A 15,110-nucleotide genomic window follows, 5' to 3' on the forward strand; every position below is an offset into this window, starting at 1 on the left:
CCGCCGTGTCGGGAACGCGGCGGCCGGTTGCGGGTTATCCCCCGAACGAAGGGGCAATCGATGACCGAAAGAGACAATGACGGGTTTCTCGACTGTCTTGCCGCGCGCAATGCCGGCGAGGACGAGTTCCTCGAGGCGGTGCGCTCGGTACACCGGGACATCGCGCCCGTGCTCGACGCCAACGAAGCCTACCGCGAGGCGGCGATCCTCGAACGGCTCAGCGAGCCGGACCGGATCATCAGCTTCCGCGTCACCTGGCAGGACGATGACGGCGCCATTCGCGTCAATCGCGGCTGGCGCGTCCAGCATTCCAGCGCCATCGGTCCCTACAAGGGGGGCCTGCGCTTCGCGCCTTCGGTCAACCAGTCGGTGCTGAAGTTCCTCGCCTTCGAACAGACCTTCAAGAACGCGTTGACCGGCCTTCCGATGGGCAGCGCCAAGGGCGGCGCCGACTTCGACCCGCGCGGCCGCTCCGAGGGCGAGGTGATGCGCTTCTGCCAGGCGTTCATGCAGGAACTTTACCGCCACATCGGACCGAACACCGACATTCCGGCCGGCGACATCAATGTCGGCGAGCGCGAGATCGGCTTCCTGTTCGGTCAGTACAAGAAGATCACCAACACCTTCTCCGGCGCCATGACCGGCAAGGGGCTCGAATATGGCGGTGCGCCGATGCGCCCCGAGGCGACCGGCTTTGGACTGGCCTACTTCGTCGACCGCATGCTCGAGGAGCACGACCGCTCGATCGAGGGCCGGGCGATCGCCCTGTCGGGTGCCGGCAACGTGGCCATGCACGCCGCGCGCAAGGCGCTCGAACTCGGCGGCCGGCCGGTGACCCTGTCGAACTCGGACGGCTTCCTGCACGCCGAAAGCGCCTTTACGAGCGACGATCTAGATCTGATCGAGCGGTCCGAGGCGCGGCTCGAAGCGCTGGCCGACCGGCTCGACGCCACATGGCACGGCGGCGACAAGCCCTGGGGCGTCGAGTGCGACATCGCCTTGCCGTGCGCCACGCAGAATGAGCTCGATGCCGATGATGCCCGCGCGCTTGTCGGCAATGGCGTCGTCGCCGTCGCCGAAGGCGCCAACATGCCGTGCACGGCCGATGCGATCGAATGCTTCCAGTCCAGCGATGTCATCTTCGGGCCGGCCAAGGCGGCCAATGCCGGCGGTGTCGCGCTTTCGGGGCTGGAAATGAGCCAGAACGCGGCGTTCCAGTCCGGCGACCGGGAACATCTCGGCGAACGTCTCAAGGCGATCATGTGCCGGATCCACGACCGGTGCCTTGAACATTGCGGGGAGGGGGACGTCGTCGACTATGCGCGCGGCGCCAACATCGCCGGCTTCCGCAAGGTTGCCGACGCGATGCTCTCGTTCGGCGTGTCGTGAGGCGCGTCCCGCCTGGCGACGCGTTCGGACGATCAGATCGCGATGAGCAGAAGGCCGATCAGCACGACGGCGGCCCCGATCGCGACCGCAAGACGCCACCACGTACCGCCCGGCGAACGCGGCGGCACATGGGATTCAAGCTCCGTGTCGGTCTGCGCATCCTGCGCGATCTCACGGTTGCGCAGATCGGTGTTGGAAATGTCGGGGCTGGCGGTCGGTTGTCTGCTCATGTCGGTCTCCATCGCCTCGCGGGCGCCTACAACAAAGCGCTTCGCACGCCGAATGGTTCCGCAGGGGCCGTCGGGAACGCCGGGCGCGGTGCCGCGTTCGGCCCTGACAAGGCAGGAGTGATTCATCACCATGAACAACAACGACAACCCCATCGACCCGATCGACGTTCAGGTCGGTGGCGACGCCGATCCCGGCGGAATCGCCCAGACGATCACCTCCGAGGACATTCAGGCGTTGCTGCTGTCGCCCGATCCGGTCGACACGCGCCTTGAGGCGCTCAAGCAGATGCGCGCGGAGCTGGAAGCGCGCGCCGCAGCGGATCGGGGCGAGGAATTCGCGCCGCTGATCGCCGAGATCGACGACGCGATCGCGCAGCTCTCAGGCGGCGAAGCCCTCGGCTGAGCAGGGAACGGCGGAGCCTCCGAGCCGCATTACCTTGCGGAACCTGAATGCTTGACCGTGCGTTGGACCGGGTGAAGCGCCGTTTTCCGCGCTTCCGTCCGGCCCAATGCCCCATGGGGACCGGACAGGCGAGGCGCGCGTCGATCACAAGCGGCGCGGCGCCTCGCCATCCCCCTTTCCTACATGCCGGCGTCCCGCCCCATCCGCGTACGGATTTCCGACCTGTCGATGGTCAGCCGGTAGCGCAGACGGTCGTCGGCGATCGCAAGCTGCGCCTCGCCCTTCACCGCGCCCGGAACCACCCGTTCGAGCACCGCGCGGCTGAAGCCGTCGGGTTCCTGCGCCAGGCCGCCACGGGAGCCGAACAGTTCCTCCCACCGCATGCTCGCGAAGGGCAGGCCGGCCTCGTTGCGTGCGAGCACGCAACTGATCGAGACCGCGCCGTCGGGGCCGGTCAGCGTGCCGTTCTGCCAGGCGCGGGCGATCAGTTCATGAAGGGCAAGCCCCACATGGATCGCCGCGCTCGGCGAGAACAGGAGATCGTCTCCGCTGACCGTCACGCCGCGCGTATCGGAAGGAACGCGGTCGATGACCTGCACGCGCACCAGTTCGCGAAAGGGCGCGCCGCGCCATTCGCTGTCGGTGATCACGTTCTGGGACATGGCCAGCGACTGCACCCGGCCGGTGAGCGTGCGCGAGAAGCCCGCCACCGAGGCGGAGGTGCGCGCCGTCTGCGATGCGAGGCTGAGCACCATGGACAGCATGTTCTTGGAGCGGTGCGTCACCTCCTGCATCAGCGCCCGCAGCGTCTGCTCGCGCAGATACTCCTCGGTGACGTCGACACAGGAGCACAGATAGCCGCCGACGGCGCCGTCGCGACCGGCAAGCGCGCGCACCGTCGCCTTGACGAAACGGCCGTGTCGTTCGAGACCGACGGCAGGCAGGGCCTGAAGCTCGACGGTGACGGGACGGCCCTCGCGCGCGGCCTCGCGCCGGGCATCGCGGAGAACCGCGACGCTTCCCGGCTCGAGGACGTTGTCGTCGCGCAGCCCTACCAGATCGCCCCGCGCCCAGACCGACTGTTCGTTCTCGAACCATCGAAACCGTCCGTCGACATCCTGAAGAAAGATGGTGACGGGCGTGCCCTGAAGGGCGGTCGACAGGCTCTGGCGATCGGGGGCGCGCTCATTCATCTGGGGAAACGGAATCGACGGGCGGGATGGTCCCGCCCGCCGCAATCATGATGTTCGGGGCTCAGGTCCGGCGAAAGAGCCGGAACGCCAAGCTGATGACGAACAGCACCAGAAACAGAATGAACAGGATCTGGGCGATGCCCGCCGAAGCGCCGGCGATGCCGCTGAAGCCGAGGACGCCGGCAATCAGCGCGACGACCAGAAACAGAAGTGCCCAACCGAGCATGATCTTCCTCCATCGTTGTGATCGTGACCTGAACGGTTTGCGGGCCCTGGCGGTTCCCTGCCGTGCGGACGAAAGGCGTGATATCAATGGCAAATCCGCATGCGAACGCCCGACTTCGCCCCGGTTCAAGCGCCATGCCTGAGCCGTGCGATCGCCGCCTCGAGCCTGTCGCGCTGACCGATCAGCGTCGATCGCTCGGAATCCGACCACAGGTCCTGCGCAAGCACCTTGCGGGCCTGCTCGAGCACCCGCTTTTCGCCGTCGATGAGGCCGGGCAGGGCGTCCTTGTCGACACCGTCGAACAGGCCGCGCGCGGCCATCACGCCCTCGTGGACCCAGGACATCCAGCTTCCGTCGGGATCGGGCTCGCCGCCATGGTCGGCGAGAATGCGGGCGGACTGATCGGCCATCGTATCGTGCATCTCGACGAGTTCCGCCAGGATCGGCGCGACTTCCGGCTTGGCGCGGTCGAGGCCGGTCTTCATGCCGTTGGCGGCGTCGACGTGGCGCACCTGCAGGGTCGCCAGTTCGCTCAGCGATCCGTCGGCCTTCAACGAGGACGGGATGAGGTCGTCGCGGTTCATGACATTTCCTTTCGCGGCGGGTTCGCGCAGTCGCGCATGCATCGGCACCGCAACGCGCGGTCATCGCCGCCGGTTGCATCGGCGCGGACGGGCTTCGCGTCGCCGGAACCGACCGGCCGGTCGCGCGTTCAGGCTCAATGACAGTGCAGGAACGGCCGCCAGAAGGTCAGGACGCCGAAGTGCGCGACGTCGTCGAGGACGCGCGTCACAAATCCGTCGAGCAGGCAGCCAAGCTGTCGCCACGGCTCATCCACGAAGTCATCCGCTACGACGGCGAGGAGGAACTCGACCGGCCGTTCCGGTCGCTGTTCTGGTCGGGCATCGCCGCCGGCGTGCTGATCAGCTTTTCGGTGATCGGCAAGGGCGTGTTCCGCACCTATCTGCCCGAAACGGACTGGCGTCCGCTCGTCGAGAATTTCGGCTACAGCTTCGGCTTCCTGCTCGTCATTCTGGGGCGAATGCAGCTCTTTACCGAAAACACGATCGTCACCGTCCTGCCGGTGGTCGCGCAGCGCACGTTCGACTGCCTGCGGCGTCTGACGCGGCTATGGCTGATCGTGCTGGTCGCGAACGTGATCGGCTGCTTCATCGCGGCCACCGCGCTCGCCTACGGCAACATGATGCCGCCCGAACTGGCCGCCGAGGTGCGGGAGATCTCGGTCAAGGCCATGGCGATGCCGGCCGGCGAGCAACTGGCGCGCGGCATTCCCGCCGGCATCCTGATCGCCGCGCTGGTGTGGATGCTGCCGCAATCGGGCGCTTCGAGCTTCTGGGTGATCCTGCTGTTCACCTGGCTGATCGGCGCCGCCGGCTTCACCCACATCATCGCCGGCTCGGTCGAAATGGCCTATCTGGCGGTTCAGGCCTCGATCGGCCCGTGGGAGGCGTTGGCGGGCTTCTTCCTGCCGGTGCTGATCGGCAACATCGTCGGCGGCACGGCCATATTCGCCTTTCTCGCCTGGGCCCAGGTGCGCGACGAAATCGTCGGGCCGGACGGGGAAGGTGGCAACCGCGCGTCCAGCCTGCACGACTGAACGGAACTGGCCTCTATTCCTCGAAGACCAGCCCGTCCGTGTCGGCGCCCAGTTCCTTGAGTGCGTCGTTGATGTCGTCGACCATTTCGGGCGGGCCGCACACGTAGAACTTCTGGTCGAAATCGTCGATCCGGTCGCGCAGGAAGTCCTTGTCGATGCGACCGTGCTCGTAGGGCGCTTTCTGTTCGTCACTGAGTATGTGCACCACGTCGAGCCCCGCCATCGAATCCAGTTCGTTGGCGCAGAAGATGTCGCGTTCGGTGCTGTTAGCGAAGAACAGCCGGTGACCGGGCAGGTCGCCCTTGCGTTCCAGATCGCGCAGGATCGCGATGAAGGGCGTCATGCCGGCGCCGCCGGCGATGAACGTGCCCTTGCCCTTGTACTGGATCGTGCCCCACGGCTCCTCGATGATCAGTTCGTCCCCGACCAGAAGGTGCGCGAGCTGTTCGGTCACCCCGTCATGGTCGGGATAGCTCTTGATCGTGAACTGGAGGCGCTCCCAGCCGGGCAGGGAGGTGAAGGTGAAGGGCCGCTTCTCCTTCTCCCAGCCTTCCTTGGCGATGGCCACCTCGGTCGCCTGACCGGGTTCGAAGTCGAAGCCTTCGGGCTTTTCCAGATCATATTGGTAGACATTGTGCGCCAGCGGCGTGATCGCCCGTATCGCCAGACGATGTTCCATGCGGTTCTCCCTGGTTCTGATGCGGTCCGGTGCCCCGGGTCAGGCGTTGCCCTTGCCGAGATCGCGCTTGGCGCGTTCTTCCTTGTCGAGCTTCTCGAAGCTTTCGATCACGTCGTCGGGCTCCTGCTTGACCTCGGGCACGGCCTTGCGCTGGTTGCGAACCTTTTCCTGGTCGTCGCCCTGCAGCTTGTTGTCGCCCATCTCGTCGGACGCCAGATCGCTGCGATGAAGCTTGCCCGGCTTGTTGTCGGTCTTGCTCATGGCTTGACACTCCTTTGCCTGTCGTTGGTTTCGCGGCCGTCGCGCGACGGCCGTTTCATCGGCACGACGACATCGTCGGCCACGGTGTCGGCCACATACGCCCTGCGTTCGCCCATCGGCCGGTCGGGTCCGACCGTCGTGTCGCGGCGCGTGCGCCATTCAAGCTCGGCATTGAGCGTCGCGCCCGAAACCAGCACGATCGCCGAAAAGTAGAGCCACAGCATGAGGATGGCGGCCGCGGCGATCGATCCGAAGGTCGCGTCGTACCGGCCGAAATTCTCGATGAAGAACGAAAGGGCGGCCGAGCCCAGAAGCCACAGAAGCGTCGCCAGGGCAGCGCCCGGAAAGACCCATCGGGTTCGCGGCGAGCGCCGGTGGGGCGCGTGACGGTAGAGCAGCACGACGGCCACCCAGAGCACGGCCGCGACGACCGGCCAGCGAAGCCACAGGATGGCGTCCTCGCGCGATTGCGGGAAAGGCCAGATCATCGCGATCGTCGGCAGAACCGTCACGGCGGTCAGGATGATGGCGAGCGTGACAAAGGCGCTGACCGTTGCCAGCAGCGAGGTCACGATGCCCGCCAGGAAGCCGCGCTCGTCGCTTTCCTTGTGTGCCCGCGTGATCGCGAAGACCAGCGCGTTCATGCCGCGCGACCCGGTCCACAACGCGATGAGCAGGCTGACGCCGAGGCCGATCCCGAGCTTGGTCTCGCGTTCGGAGAAGGCGATCACCTGTTCGGTGATGACGACGGTCATGTCCTCGGGCAGTGCGTCGGTCAGCGGCAGGTCGCCCACCGCGATGGCGGTGGGGTCGGCCACGAGCCCGAACAGCGAGACCGCCGCACTGAGCGCGGGAAAAAGGGAAAGAAAGCCGAAAAAGGCGACGCCGGCGCATCGAAGGCTCGTGTCGAGCGCAAGGGCCTGTCCGATGGTGTTGCGCGCGGCCGACAGCCACGCCCGCCAGTCGAGCGCGGTCGGAACGCGCGCGCCGGGCGCCTGCTTCGGCTCCGGCGTGGACGCGTTCGCCGCGTCGGCGGATTGACGTGTGTCTTGCTGCATCTGGCTGAACGGCTCCCGTTCAGATTACGCGCCCGATGCGCCTCGGTTCCCTTTCGATTTCCTGTCGTGCGGTTTCCGGAACAGGCGCGGGTAGTAGGCGCTGCGCACGCGGAGCCGCGGTGCCAGCTTCCATGACAGCGGAATTGTAAGTGCTGCCGCCGTGACGATTACGACGGGCAGGATGACCTCCCGCCAGGGCTCGAGCGCCGGGATGGCCAGAACCGTCGTGAGGGCCACGCCGAAAAGGACGGCGTTGAGCGGCAGGGCGATCATGCCGGTCATGAGTGTGCGGGTGCGCATGGCGTTCCTCCGTTCGCATCTGAACGTTTCGGATCAGGAACGCGCGCCCACGCCCGGATGTTCCGGGCGGTTGTCGCAATCAACGCCGGCGGTCAGGACGGAACCGGTATCTCGCAGCGGAACGTGTAGCCGCGACCCGTCTCCACGGTGATCGCGCCCCCCCATTTCTGCTCGATCAGCGCCCGCTTGAGGCGGCTGCCGAACCCGCGCCCGGTCCCCTGACTGGAATCGGAGGGATGTCCGTCGCGCCATTCCAGCATGAAGGCGCGTTTCCCGTCCTTCGGCTGGCCCAGCGACCATCGCAGTTCGACCGTGCCCGTATCGCCTGCGAGCGTGCCGTACTTGGCCGAATTGGTCGCCAGTTCGTGCAGCACGAGGCCCATGTCGAAGCACAATTCCGGCGGCAGAAGGATGTCGCGGCCGGAAACGTCGACGCGGCTGGAGAACGTCTGCAGGGTCTGACCGACGATGTCGTGCAGCCGCGTCGGCGACCAGCCGCTGCGGGTGATCAGGTCGTTGGCACGCGACAGGGCGGCAAGGCGCTCGCGGAACGCCTCCTGCGCCGACTTGGGATCGGCCATCGCCCCGAAGGTCTGGTTGGCGATGGCGCTGACCAGTTGCAGCAGATTGCCGGCCCGGTGCGCCATCTCGCTCATCAGCAGCTTGTTCTGCTCGCGGGCCTCGGCCTGGCGGGCGCTGTTGGCGACGATGTTGGCCAGCGCGGTCAGCGTCTCGACGTCGAGTTCGTCGAACACCCGCACGTCGTTGGCGTGAATGCCGAATACGCCGAACGGGCGGGTGCCCACGCCGGCGATGATCACGCTCATGCCGCTGCGCACGCCGTGCTCGTGCAGAAGCGGCGGCCCGTCAAACCGGGTTTCCGTCCTGAGGTCGTCGACGATGATCGGATGGTCGCTGGCGAGCGTGTAGCCGGCCTGCGACTCCATCTCGACACCCACGCGCGCCTTGCCGACGAGGCCTTCCGCCCAGCCGACACCGGCCTTCAGCGTCAGTGCGTCGGCGGCGCCTTCAAATTGCAGGATCTTGGTCAGGGGAACATCGAAGATGTCGGCCGCAATCGCCACAGCCCGGTCCATCACCTCCTGCAGATCGTCCTGCCTGAGCGCGAAGGTGCCCAGTTCCTCGACACCCTTGTGCTGGGCGATGCGGCGGCGCAGATCACCTTCTGTTCTCACCCGATCGGTGATGCGCCGGCAGCTTCCATGGCAGGCTGCGCCGGCGCCTTCATCCGGGTGACCGGCGCTCGTCAGCTCGACCCATTCGGACGGGGCGTCGCCGCCTCCGGTCCGGTAGCGCAAGGAAAATGGCGTGCCGGACCGCAGGCCGTTTCCGAGCGCGGCCTCGACCGCCTCGCGATCGTCGGAATGGATGGCCGTGCAGAACGATTTGAGCGCGATGCGTGGCGCCGCAGAAGGCAGGCCGTGCAGGTTAAGCGCGGCTTCCGATAGGTTCAGTGTCGGGCCGCGTTTTTCGAGGACCCAGAGACCGATATCGGTCCGGTCCGCAGCATCCAGCAGTCGCCGATCGATATCCGGCAATGCACGAAACGAAGACTCGATGACGGCCATGGGCGGTTCCCCCGTCAGCTATGTCACGCCCCCAGATTGCAGAGAATCTGCCGCAAGGGAAGTGGCAAAATTAAGGCCTTGGCGTCCCGGCGGCGCGCGGCCGCCGGAGCACGGCTTTGGGGCACAACGCTCTGTGGTCGGTTACGCCTCTTCATCGCGGTCTTCGTCACCTTCGCCGAAAATCTGTCGGGCCAGGAAAGCACCGCCGACCAGCGCCGCGAGCGGCAATGCCGCGGTTCCCGATCGGCGCAGGCTGACCAGCGCCGTCGCGATGGCGGCGCTGCGAACCGCCGAGTTGCGACGGATTCTTCGCTTGGCGCGCGCCTGCAGGACGGCATTGATGATAAGCGCGATCGCGGCCAGCGCCAGGAACAGGCTGGCCGTGATCACCAGTGCGATCAGGAGATCATAGGTCTGCGCGATCGCCAGCGTCAGCGCGGTGGCGCCGAAGCCGAGCGCGAACAGAAGGCAGATCCCGCCGATCCCGTACAGCACCGCCGCCATCACGAGCCGCCGTTTGCGGCTCTGCAGGTCGGTGGCGGTCAGCTGGGCGAATGCCGTAAGCGGTGTCAGCATCTCAGCGGCGCAGCAGGATCGCCGTCAGGAAGCCGGCGCCCGCGGCGAGAGCGAGGGTCTGCAGCGGGTTGCGACGCACCGCCTTGCCTGCGCGCCGCTCGATGTCCTCGAGCTGCGTCGTCAGATCGTCGATCAGCGCGTCGGACTTCTCGCGGACCGTCAGGGCCGCATCGTCCCGATGGGTACGCGCGGTCTTGGCGCCGACCGTTGCGATCTTGCTCAGCCGTTCGGTCACGGCACCGACATCGGCGCGCAGCGCCTCGATTTCCGCGGCGAGATCGTCGTTCTTGCTGCGCGAAGTGCTGTTGCGCGTCTTGGCGCCGGTCGTCGTCTTCTCGGAAGCTGCTGACATGTCTGTCTCCTTTCAAGCGTCAAATGCGGTCGGGGGGTATCGGGTTCCTGGCCTCAGTGCCGGGCCCTCGGGCTGAGCATGCGGTGCAGCGCCGCAAGGCTGCTCGTCTTCTCGGCCGTCGCCTTGAGCACGACGAGCATCGGCACCGAGATGAACAGGCCTGCAAAGCCCCACATCCAGCCCCAGATGAGCAGGGACAGGATGATCGCCAGCGGCGCGATGTTGGTGCGCCGGCCGACAAGGTTCGGGGTCACGAAATTGGCTTCGAGGAAGTTCACGGCCATGTAGGCCGCCGCCGGCGCGAGCACCTGCCAGAGCGTGTCGAACTGGACGATCGAGACGGCCAGAAGCAGGCCGACGCCGATCGCCGGCCCGACAAAGGGCATATAGTTGAGAAAGGCCACCACGGCGCCCCAGAAGATCGGCATCGGAACACCGAGCTGCCACAGGATGATGCCGACGATCACGCCAAGCGCTATGTTGATAAGCGTCGTCACCAGCAGATAGTGGCTGACCTGCGCCTCGACGGCCTTCCACACGCGTGCGGCATGGAGCTTGCCGCCCATCGTGCCGTGCGGGATCGTCGCGATGGTCAGGAACGGCCGCCGCATGGCGAGGATGAAGCCGGCGATGGTCACGGTGATGACGATCGTGGTCAGCGACGATGCGAAGTTGGAGGCGGCGCGAACGAGGAAGTTCGGCTCGCGCACGACCACTTCCTCGACATTTTCGTCCTCAAGCGCCCGGCTGACTTCCTCGCCCACGTCGGAGATCGCCTTGCCCACCTCCTGGGCCTCCTCGAGCGAAAGCTGCAGCGTGAAGATCTTGTGGCGAAGCTGCCGCACCATGTCGGGATAGTTCTCGATCATCCGCTCGGTGGGACCGGACAGGAAATAGATCAGCGCGGCGATCGCGCTCGCAACCGTAAGGGTGAGGATCAGCGCCGACAGAAGCCGCGGTACGCCGGCCTTCTGCATCGCGGCGAGCGGCAGATGCAGCACGATCGCCAGAAAGAGCGCGATGAAGATGGGCACGAACACGGCCCGGGCGAGGACAAGCGCCGCCACCACCGCGAAAATCAGCGCGAGCGCCGCCAGCGTTCGAAACAACAGGCTGTCGAATGCGATCATGGGCGCCGGGGTTCTTCCTACCGAGGTAACGCGTGCGTGTGCGCCCCCGGATGAGGCGCGATATTCCGCCCTTCAACGCGCTGACCCCGCTTTGGTTCCCGAGGGCCGGCAGCATTCCGTTCGGGAACCGTCGCGCCCGATCCGGCATTTGTAAGGCGAAAGGAAATCATTATGGAACCGATCGTCTTTGCCATGTTCATTATGGGTTGCGGCCATAATCTGGATGTCTGCCGACCCGTCGACACATCCACCCAGCAATTCGAGACACGCGCCGCGTGCGAGGAGGCGATCCCTGACGCCGCGCGCGACGTGACCGGCTTTCCGACCGCCATCGGCGCCTGCGTCGGCCTGAGCGCCACCCAGGCGAGCGCGCGCCCCGACTATCTGTGGTACTTCGCCGCCGACGGCCGGCTTATCGTCGAGCCGAAGGACGAGGCGATCCAGCTCGCCGGCGGCACCGGCGGCTAGGTCGCCGATCCTAGTGCGGCGTCCGGATGGGAAAGCTCAACTCGACCCGGTAGGCGCCATCGGTCGCGTTGCGTTCGATGGTGCCCCGCTCCGAGCGGATGAGCCGGTCGATCAGCCGGGTGCCGAAGCCCGAACTCTGCGAGGCGACGGCGATCTGCTCGCCGTCGTGCCGTTCGTCCCAGAGCACGTCCAGATGCCGGCCTTCCTCTCCGATCCGGTTGGAAACGCGGATCGATCCGTCCTGGTAGATCAGCGCGCCATATTTGATGGCGTTGGTCGCCAGTTCATGGATCGCAAGCGCCACCGCCTGACCCAGCGACGGAGCGATCGGGACGTCCTCGATCGCGATCTCGATGCGCCGCTGCCAGTCGCGCGTCGCAAGAAACGGCGCCAGCGCTCCCTCGACGGCATCGCGCAGATTGACCAGCGTCGTGTCGCCGGTCGTTCCGATCGTCCGTTGCGCCCCGGCGAGGGCGTCGATGCGTCCGCGCAGCTTGTCGGCATAATCGTCGATATCGTCCGCCTCGCGCGCGGTCGCGGTCACGAGCGCGCTCACCATGGCGAGCGAATTCTTGATCCGGTGGCGCATCTCGCCGACGACGGCGATGAGCCGTTCCTCGCCGTTGACGAGGTCGGACACATCCATGTTGACGCCGATCACCGTCTCGGCGTCGCCATTGGCGGCGGTCGCATGCACTTCGCCGATCCCGCGCAGCCACCTGATGTGACCGTCACGGTCGACGACCCGGAAGCGCTGGTCGAACGGTTCGCCCGTCGCCACCGATCGGGCGAGCGCCTCGGCTGTCCGGATCCGGTCGTCGGTGTGGATCTGCTCGAGCAGCATCTTGCTGGTCATCGGTATCGCCGGGGGCAGGCCGAAAAGGGCGTTGAGGCCCGGATCGGCGTCGACCCGGTCGGACGCCACGTCCCACGCCCACGTCGCCACCTTGGCGTATCTCAGCGCCAGCGCGTGCCGCGCCTGGATGGTCATGTCGCCGAACGGGGCCCCGTTCGGCGCATCGATCATGTCTTCGCCGGCCTCGGCGCGCCAGTCGGCCTCGCCGGGTCGGATCGTCTCGGGATATGGTATCGAACGACCCATGTGTGCGACTCCGCCTCATTGCGTTGGCGTGATCGCCAGCATTTGCAGAAATTCCGGAACTGTCCTGCGATCATTACCGTACCAAAGCTGATCGCGACGCGAAAGATGGCCCGCCGTGGCGCAGAATAACGAATCACTACGTCATTTCATTACCGCCGAGGAGGCGTTTCCGGAGATGGAAGCGCTCGTCCTGTCGGCGACGGAGCGACTGTGCTGCGGCCTGCACATCTTCTCGCCGCGCACCAAGATGCGCTCGCGGCAGGCGCACCGGTCAGGCATCGTCGACTGGGGCGGGCTTCTGGCGGACGCGCTATCGCGCGGCGTCCACATCCGCATCCTGCTCAACGATTTCGACCCGGTCGGCGCCCCGGACATGCATGCCAGCGTCTGGGAGCGTATCGGCCTGTTCGGCGAGGCGCTGGCCGATCTCGATGCGTCGGCGCGCGGCCGGCTCGAAATGCTGGTCGCCCATCCCGGCGGGCAGGCGGGCTTCGTGCTGCGTGCGGCGATCTGGCCCAAGGTGCGCGCCATGATGCGATCGACCCGGCGCCAGTTCGCCGAGGAGGGACGGCCGCTGCCGCCCGGTCTCAGACCCGATCTTCCCGGCGATGCGACCATTGCCTGGTGGCCGCCCCGGCCCAATTTCACCCAGACCATGCACCAGAAGTTCCTGGTCGCGGACGGCCGGCGCGCCGTGCTCGGCGGGCTCGATATCGACGAACGCCGCTACGACGATCCCGGTCACCGGCGCAAGGCGGACCAGACCTGGCACGATGTCAGCGTTTCGTTCGAAGGCGACCCGGCGGCCGATCTTCAGGCCCATTTCGACACGTGCTGGAAGGCCGTGCGGCGCGACGGAGCCTCGCATGCCGATGCCTACCGCCGGCAGCACCCCGAAAGCCCGATCAAGTTCGTCGAGCCCGACCCGGGCTCGAAGGGCGAAACCGGGCCGCCTGCGCTGCCAGACCGGAACGGGCTGCGGATTGCGGTCACCCGCCCCGTCATGGGGCGCAGCCCGCTGCGCTTCGGCCCCTCGCCCCGCCAATGCTCCCTGGAAAGGGTTCACGTCGACCTGATCGGGTCGGCCCGCCGGCTGCTCTACCTCGAGACGCAGTTCTTCCGGTCCTCGATCATTCGCGATGCCCTGGCCGCGGCGATGGCCCGGAACCAGGGCCTTCACGTGATCATGCTGCTGCCGGGCGCGCCCGATGTGGTCGCCTATGACGGCAAGAAGAGCGGCGTGCATCGGTACGGGGAATGGCTGCAGATGCGCGCCCTCAACCGGCTCAGCAGCCAGTTCCCGGACCGCTTCGGCGCGTTCTCGCTGACCAACGACCGCACCCGGTCCGAACAGCACGAACGCGACGCGCTGCACGGCAAGGCGATGGTCTACGTCCATTCCAAGCTCGCCGTCGCCGACGACCGCAGCGCGATCGTCTCCTCGGCCAACCTGAACGCCAGATCGATGCAATGGGACATCGAGGCCGGCATCGCCGTCGACGATGCCCGCTTCGCCGCCGCCCTGCGTACCGACCTCTGGCGCAGCCATCTGGGCGATGTGGCCATGACGCTCGATCCGAACGACGACCCCGCCGGGGCACTCGCGGTCTGGCACGAACAGGCCGCCGAACGCCGGGCGGCCGGCAGCGCCCCGGCGAAGGCGGGGGTCGTTCCGTTCCCGCTCGAACGCACGAGGCGCTTCGCCAAGCGGCACATCTTCCTGCCCGAACAGCTCGTCTAGAGCGTTCGCCGCCGGCCGGAACCGAACGCGCGCTGACGCGTTGAGGCCCCGATATAGGACGGAGCAAGGAGGCAAGATGACCACCGAAGTGAGAACCGACCAGGCACGGCAGGGCCGTCGCGGAAGGCGCGTCCTGATCATTCTGCTTGCCGGTCTGGCGCTCGCCGTTGTGGGCGCCGTGTTCATGGAAATCATCGATGACGACACGGCAACCGACAATATCGGCGCGCCCGGCGTCGAGCCCGTCCCCGAGCAAACCGAAACCAACTGACTGGGAGATCCTTGATGAGCCAGGCCGTTCTGAAACCGGAACTGACCGCCGAGAACCCGTCGACGGGGATCGATGACGAATCGCGTCGCAAGATCGCCGAGGCGTTGTCGGCGGTGCTGACCGACACCTACTACCTCGTGATCAAGACGCACATCTATCACTGGAACGTTGTCGGACCGCTGTTTCACGCCGTCCACGAGATGACCGAAGAGCAGTACCAGAACCTGTTCGAGGCCGCCGACGAGATTGCCGAGCGCATCCGCGCACTGGGCCACAAGGCTCCGATCGCCGATTCGGCCGGTCCCGGCGAAGCCGTCGTTTCGACGGCCGCGTCGGCCAAGTCCGCCCACGACATGATCGCCGACCTGATCGCCGACCACGAGGCGGCGATCCGCAAGATGCGCGAAGCCGCCGAGATGGCCGAAGAGCACCGCGATCTGGTCACGCACGACATGTTGACGGCCCGGCTGACCTACCACGAGCAGGTCGTCTGGATGCTGCGCGCACTGGCTACGGAGTAAGAC

Annotated in this window: 20 protein-coding genes; 7 read left to right on the forward strand and 13 right to left on the reverse strand. The window is 66.6% G+C overall.

All coding sequences use genetic code 11. The features are described from left to right. The first annotated feature begins 60 nt into the window (after positions 1-60). Entirely contained in the window at positions 61-1,389 is a 1,329-nt protein-coding gene (gdhA, locus tag E0E05_RS03820; protein WP_131615516.1) for an NADP-specific glutamate dehydrogenase, read from the forward strand. Between the two features lie 32 nt (positions 1,390-1,421). On the opposite strand, the gene E0E05_RS03825 is transcribed toward gdhA, so the two are convergent. After that, positions 1,422-1,619, reverse strand: a complete 198-nt coding sequence (locus E0E05_RS03825; RefSeq protein ID WP_131615517.1) for a hypothetical protein — start codon at positions 1,617-1,619, stop codon at positions 1,422-1,424. 130 nt (positions 1,620-1,749) lie between these two features. Between E0E05_RS03825 and E0E05_RS03830 the strand changes: the two genes are divergently transcribed. Beyond that, positions 1,750-2,022, forward strand: coding sequence for a hypothetical protein (locus tag E0E05_RS03830; protein WP_131615518.1), 273 nt, complete (start codon positions 1,750-1,752; stop codon positions 2,020-2,022). Positions 2,023-2,201: 179 nt separating this feature from the next. On the opposite strand, the gene E0E05_RS03835 is transcribed toward E0E05_RS03830, so the two are convergent. From E0E05_RS03835 to E0E05_RS03845, 3 genes are all read right to left on the reverse strand, one after another. Beyond that, the gene (locus E0E05_RS03835) at positions 2,202-3,215 is read right to left on the reverse strand and encodes an HWE histidine kinase domain-containing protein (RefSeq protein WP_131615519.1); all 1,014 of its coding nucleotides are present in this window, start codon (positions 3,213-3,215) and stop codon (positions 2,202-2,204) included. A 61-nt stretch (positions 3,216-3,276) separates the two neighbouring features. Beyond that, positions 3,277-3,441 carry a DUF1328 domain-containing protein gene (locus tag E0E05_RS03840; RefSeq protein WP_131615520.1) on the reverse strand — a complete coding sequence of 55 codons (165 nt, stop codon included), beginning with the start codon at positions 3,439-3,441 and terminating at the stop codon, positions 3,277-3,279. Positions 3,442-3,566: 125 nt separating this feature from the next. After that, positions 3,567-4,025 (reverse strand): DUF2383 domain-containing protein, encoded by a 459-nt coding sequence (locus tag E0E05_RS03845; RefSeq protein ID WP_158629266.1) that lies wholly within the window; start codon positions 4,023-4,025, stop codon positions 3,567-3,569. A gap of 179 nt (positions 4,026-4,204) precedes the next feature. Here E0E05_RS03845 and E0E05_RS03850 point away from each other — a divergent pair, with 179 nt between their 5' ends. After that, positions 4,205-5,059 (forward strand): formate/nitrite transporter family protein, encoded by an 855-nt coding sequence (locus E0E05_RS03850; RefSeq protein ID WP_210215754.1) that lies wholly within the window; start codon positions 4,205-4,207, stop codon positions 5,057-5,059. A gap of 13 nt (positions 5,060-5,072) precedes the next feature. Here the strand turns inward: E0E05_RS03850 and E0E05_RS03855 are convergent, their stop codons facing one another. From E0E05_RS03855 to E0E05_RS03890, 8 genes are all read right to left on the reverse strand, one after another. Beyond that, the gene (locus E0E05_RS03855; protein WP_131615523.1) at positions 5,073-5,738 is read right to left on the reverse strand and encodes a ferredoxin reductase domain-containing protein; all 666 of its coding nucleotides are present in this window, start codon (positions 5,736-5,738) and stop codon (positions 5,073-5,075) included. A 39-nt stretch (positions 5,739-5,777) separates the two neighbouring features. After that, positions 5,778-5,999, reverse strand: a complete 222-nt coding sequence (locus E0E05_RS03860; RefSeq protein WP_131615524.1) for a hypothetical protein — start codon at positions 5,997-5,999, stop codon at positions 5,778-5,780. Then, a complete protein-coding gene (locus E0E05_RS03865) occupies positions 5,996-7,057 on the reverse strand; it encodes a YihY/virulence factor BrkB family protein (protein WP_131615525.1) in 1,062 nt (353 codons plus the stop codon). Before E0E05_RS03865 ends, E0E05_RS03860 begins: the two co-directional genes overlap by 4 nt. Positions 7,058-7,081: 24 nt before the next feature. Continuing rightward, positions 7,082-7,357 (reverse strand): hypothetical protein, encoded by a 276-nt coding sequence (locus E0E05_RS03870; RefSeq protein ID WP_192900435.1) that lies wholly within the window; start codon positions 7,355-7,357, stop codon positions 7,082-7,084. Positions 7,358-7,449: 92 nt separating this feature from the next. Then, a complete protein-coding gene (locus tag E0E05_RS03875) occupies positions 7,450-8,946 on the reverse strand; it encodes a sensor histidine kinase (protein WP_131615526.1) in 1,497 nt (498 codons plus the stop codon). A 141-nt stretch (positions 8,947-9,087) separates the two neighbouring features. Continuing rightward, a complete protein-coding gene (locus E0E05_RS03880; RefSeq protein ID WP_131615527.1) occupies positions 9,088-9,522 on the reverse strand; it encodes a phage holin family protein in 435 nt (144 codons plus the stop codon). A 1-nt stretch (position 9,523) separates the two neighbouring features. Next, entirely contained in the window at positions 9,524-9,874 is a 351-nt protein-coding gene (locus E0E05_RS03885; protein WP_131615528.1) for an ElaB/YgaM/YqjD family protein, read from the reverse strand. A gap of 53 nt (positions 9,875-9,927) precedes the next feature. Next, a complete protein-coding gene (locus E0E05_RS03890; protein ID WP_131615529.1) occupies positions 9,928-11,004 on the reverse strand; it encodes an AI-2E family transporter in 1,077 nt (358 codons plus the stop codon). A gap of 171 nt (positions 11,005-11,175) precedes the next feature. On the opposite strand from E0E05_RS03890, the gene E0E05_RS03895 reads away from it, so the two are divergent. Further along, positions 11,176-11,472: a hypothetical protein gene (locus tag E0E05_RS03895; protein ID WP_131615530.1), complete on the forward strand. Its 297-nt coding sequence runs from the start codon at positions 11,176-11,178 to the stop codon at positions 11,470-11,472. A gap of 10 nt (positions 11,473-11,482) precedes the next feature. Here the strand turns inward: E0E05_RS03895 and E0E05_RS03900 are convergent, their stop codons facing one another. Further along, positions 11,483-12,574 carry a sensor histidine kinase gene (locus E0E05_RS03900; protein WP_131615531.1) on the reverse strand — a complete coding sequence of 364 codons (1,092 nt, stop codon included), beginning with the start codon at positions 12,572-12,574 and terminating at the stop codon, positions 11,483-11,485. Positions 12,575-12,689: 115 nt separating this feature from the next. Here E0E05_RS03900 and E0E05_RS03905 point away from each other — a divergent pair, with 115 nt between their 5' ends. From E0E05_RS03905 to E0E05_RS03915, 3 genes are all read left to right on the forward strand, one after another. Beyond that, positions 12,690-14,315: a phospholipase D family protein gene (locus E0E05_RS03905; protein ID WP_131615532.1), complete on the forward strand. Its 1,626-nt coding sequence runs from the start codon at positions 12,690-12,692 to the stop codon at positions 14,313-14,315. 76 nt (positions 14,316-14,391) lie between these two features. Further along, positions 14,392-14,586 carry a hypothetical protein gene (locus E0E05_RS03910; protein WP_131615533.1) on the forward strand — a complete coding sequence of 65 codons (195 nt, stop codon included), beginning with the start codon at positions 14,392-14,394 and terminating at the stop codon, positions 14,584-14,586. A 14-nt stretch (positions 14,587-14,600) separates the two neighbouring features. After that, on the forward strand, positions 14,601-15,107 hold the full coding sequence (locus tag E0E05_RS03915) for a Dps family protein (protein WP_039723660.1): 507 nt from the start codon (positions 14,601-14,603) through the stop codon (positions 15,105-15,107). The last annotated feature ends 3 nt before the right edge of the window (positions 15,108-15,110 follow it).

Source organism: Roseitalea porphyridii (genome assembly GCF_004331955.1).
In the GTDB taxonomy this organism is placed as follows: domain Bacteria; phylum Pseudomonadota; class Alphaproteobacteria; order Rhizobiales; family Rhizobiaceae; genus Roseitalea; species Roseitalea porphyridii.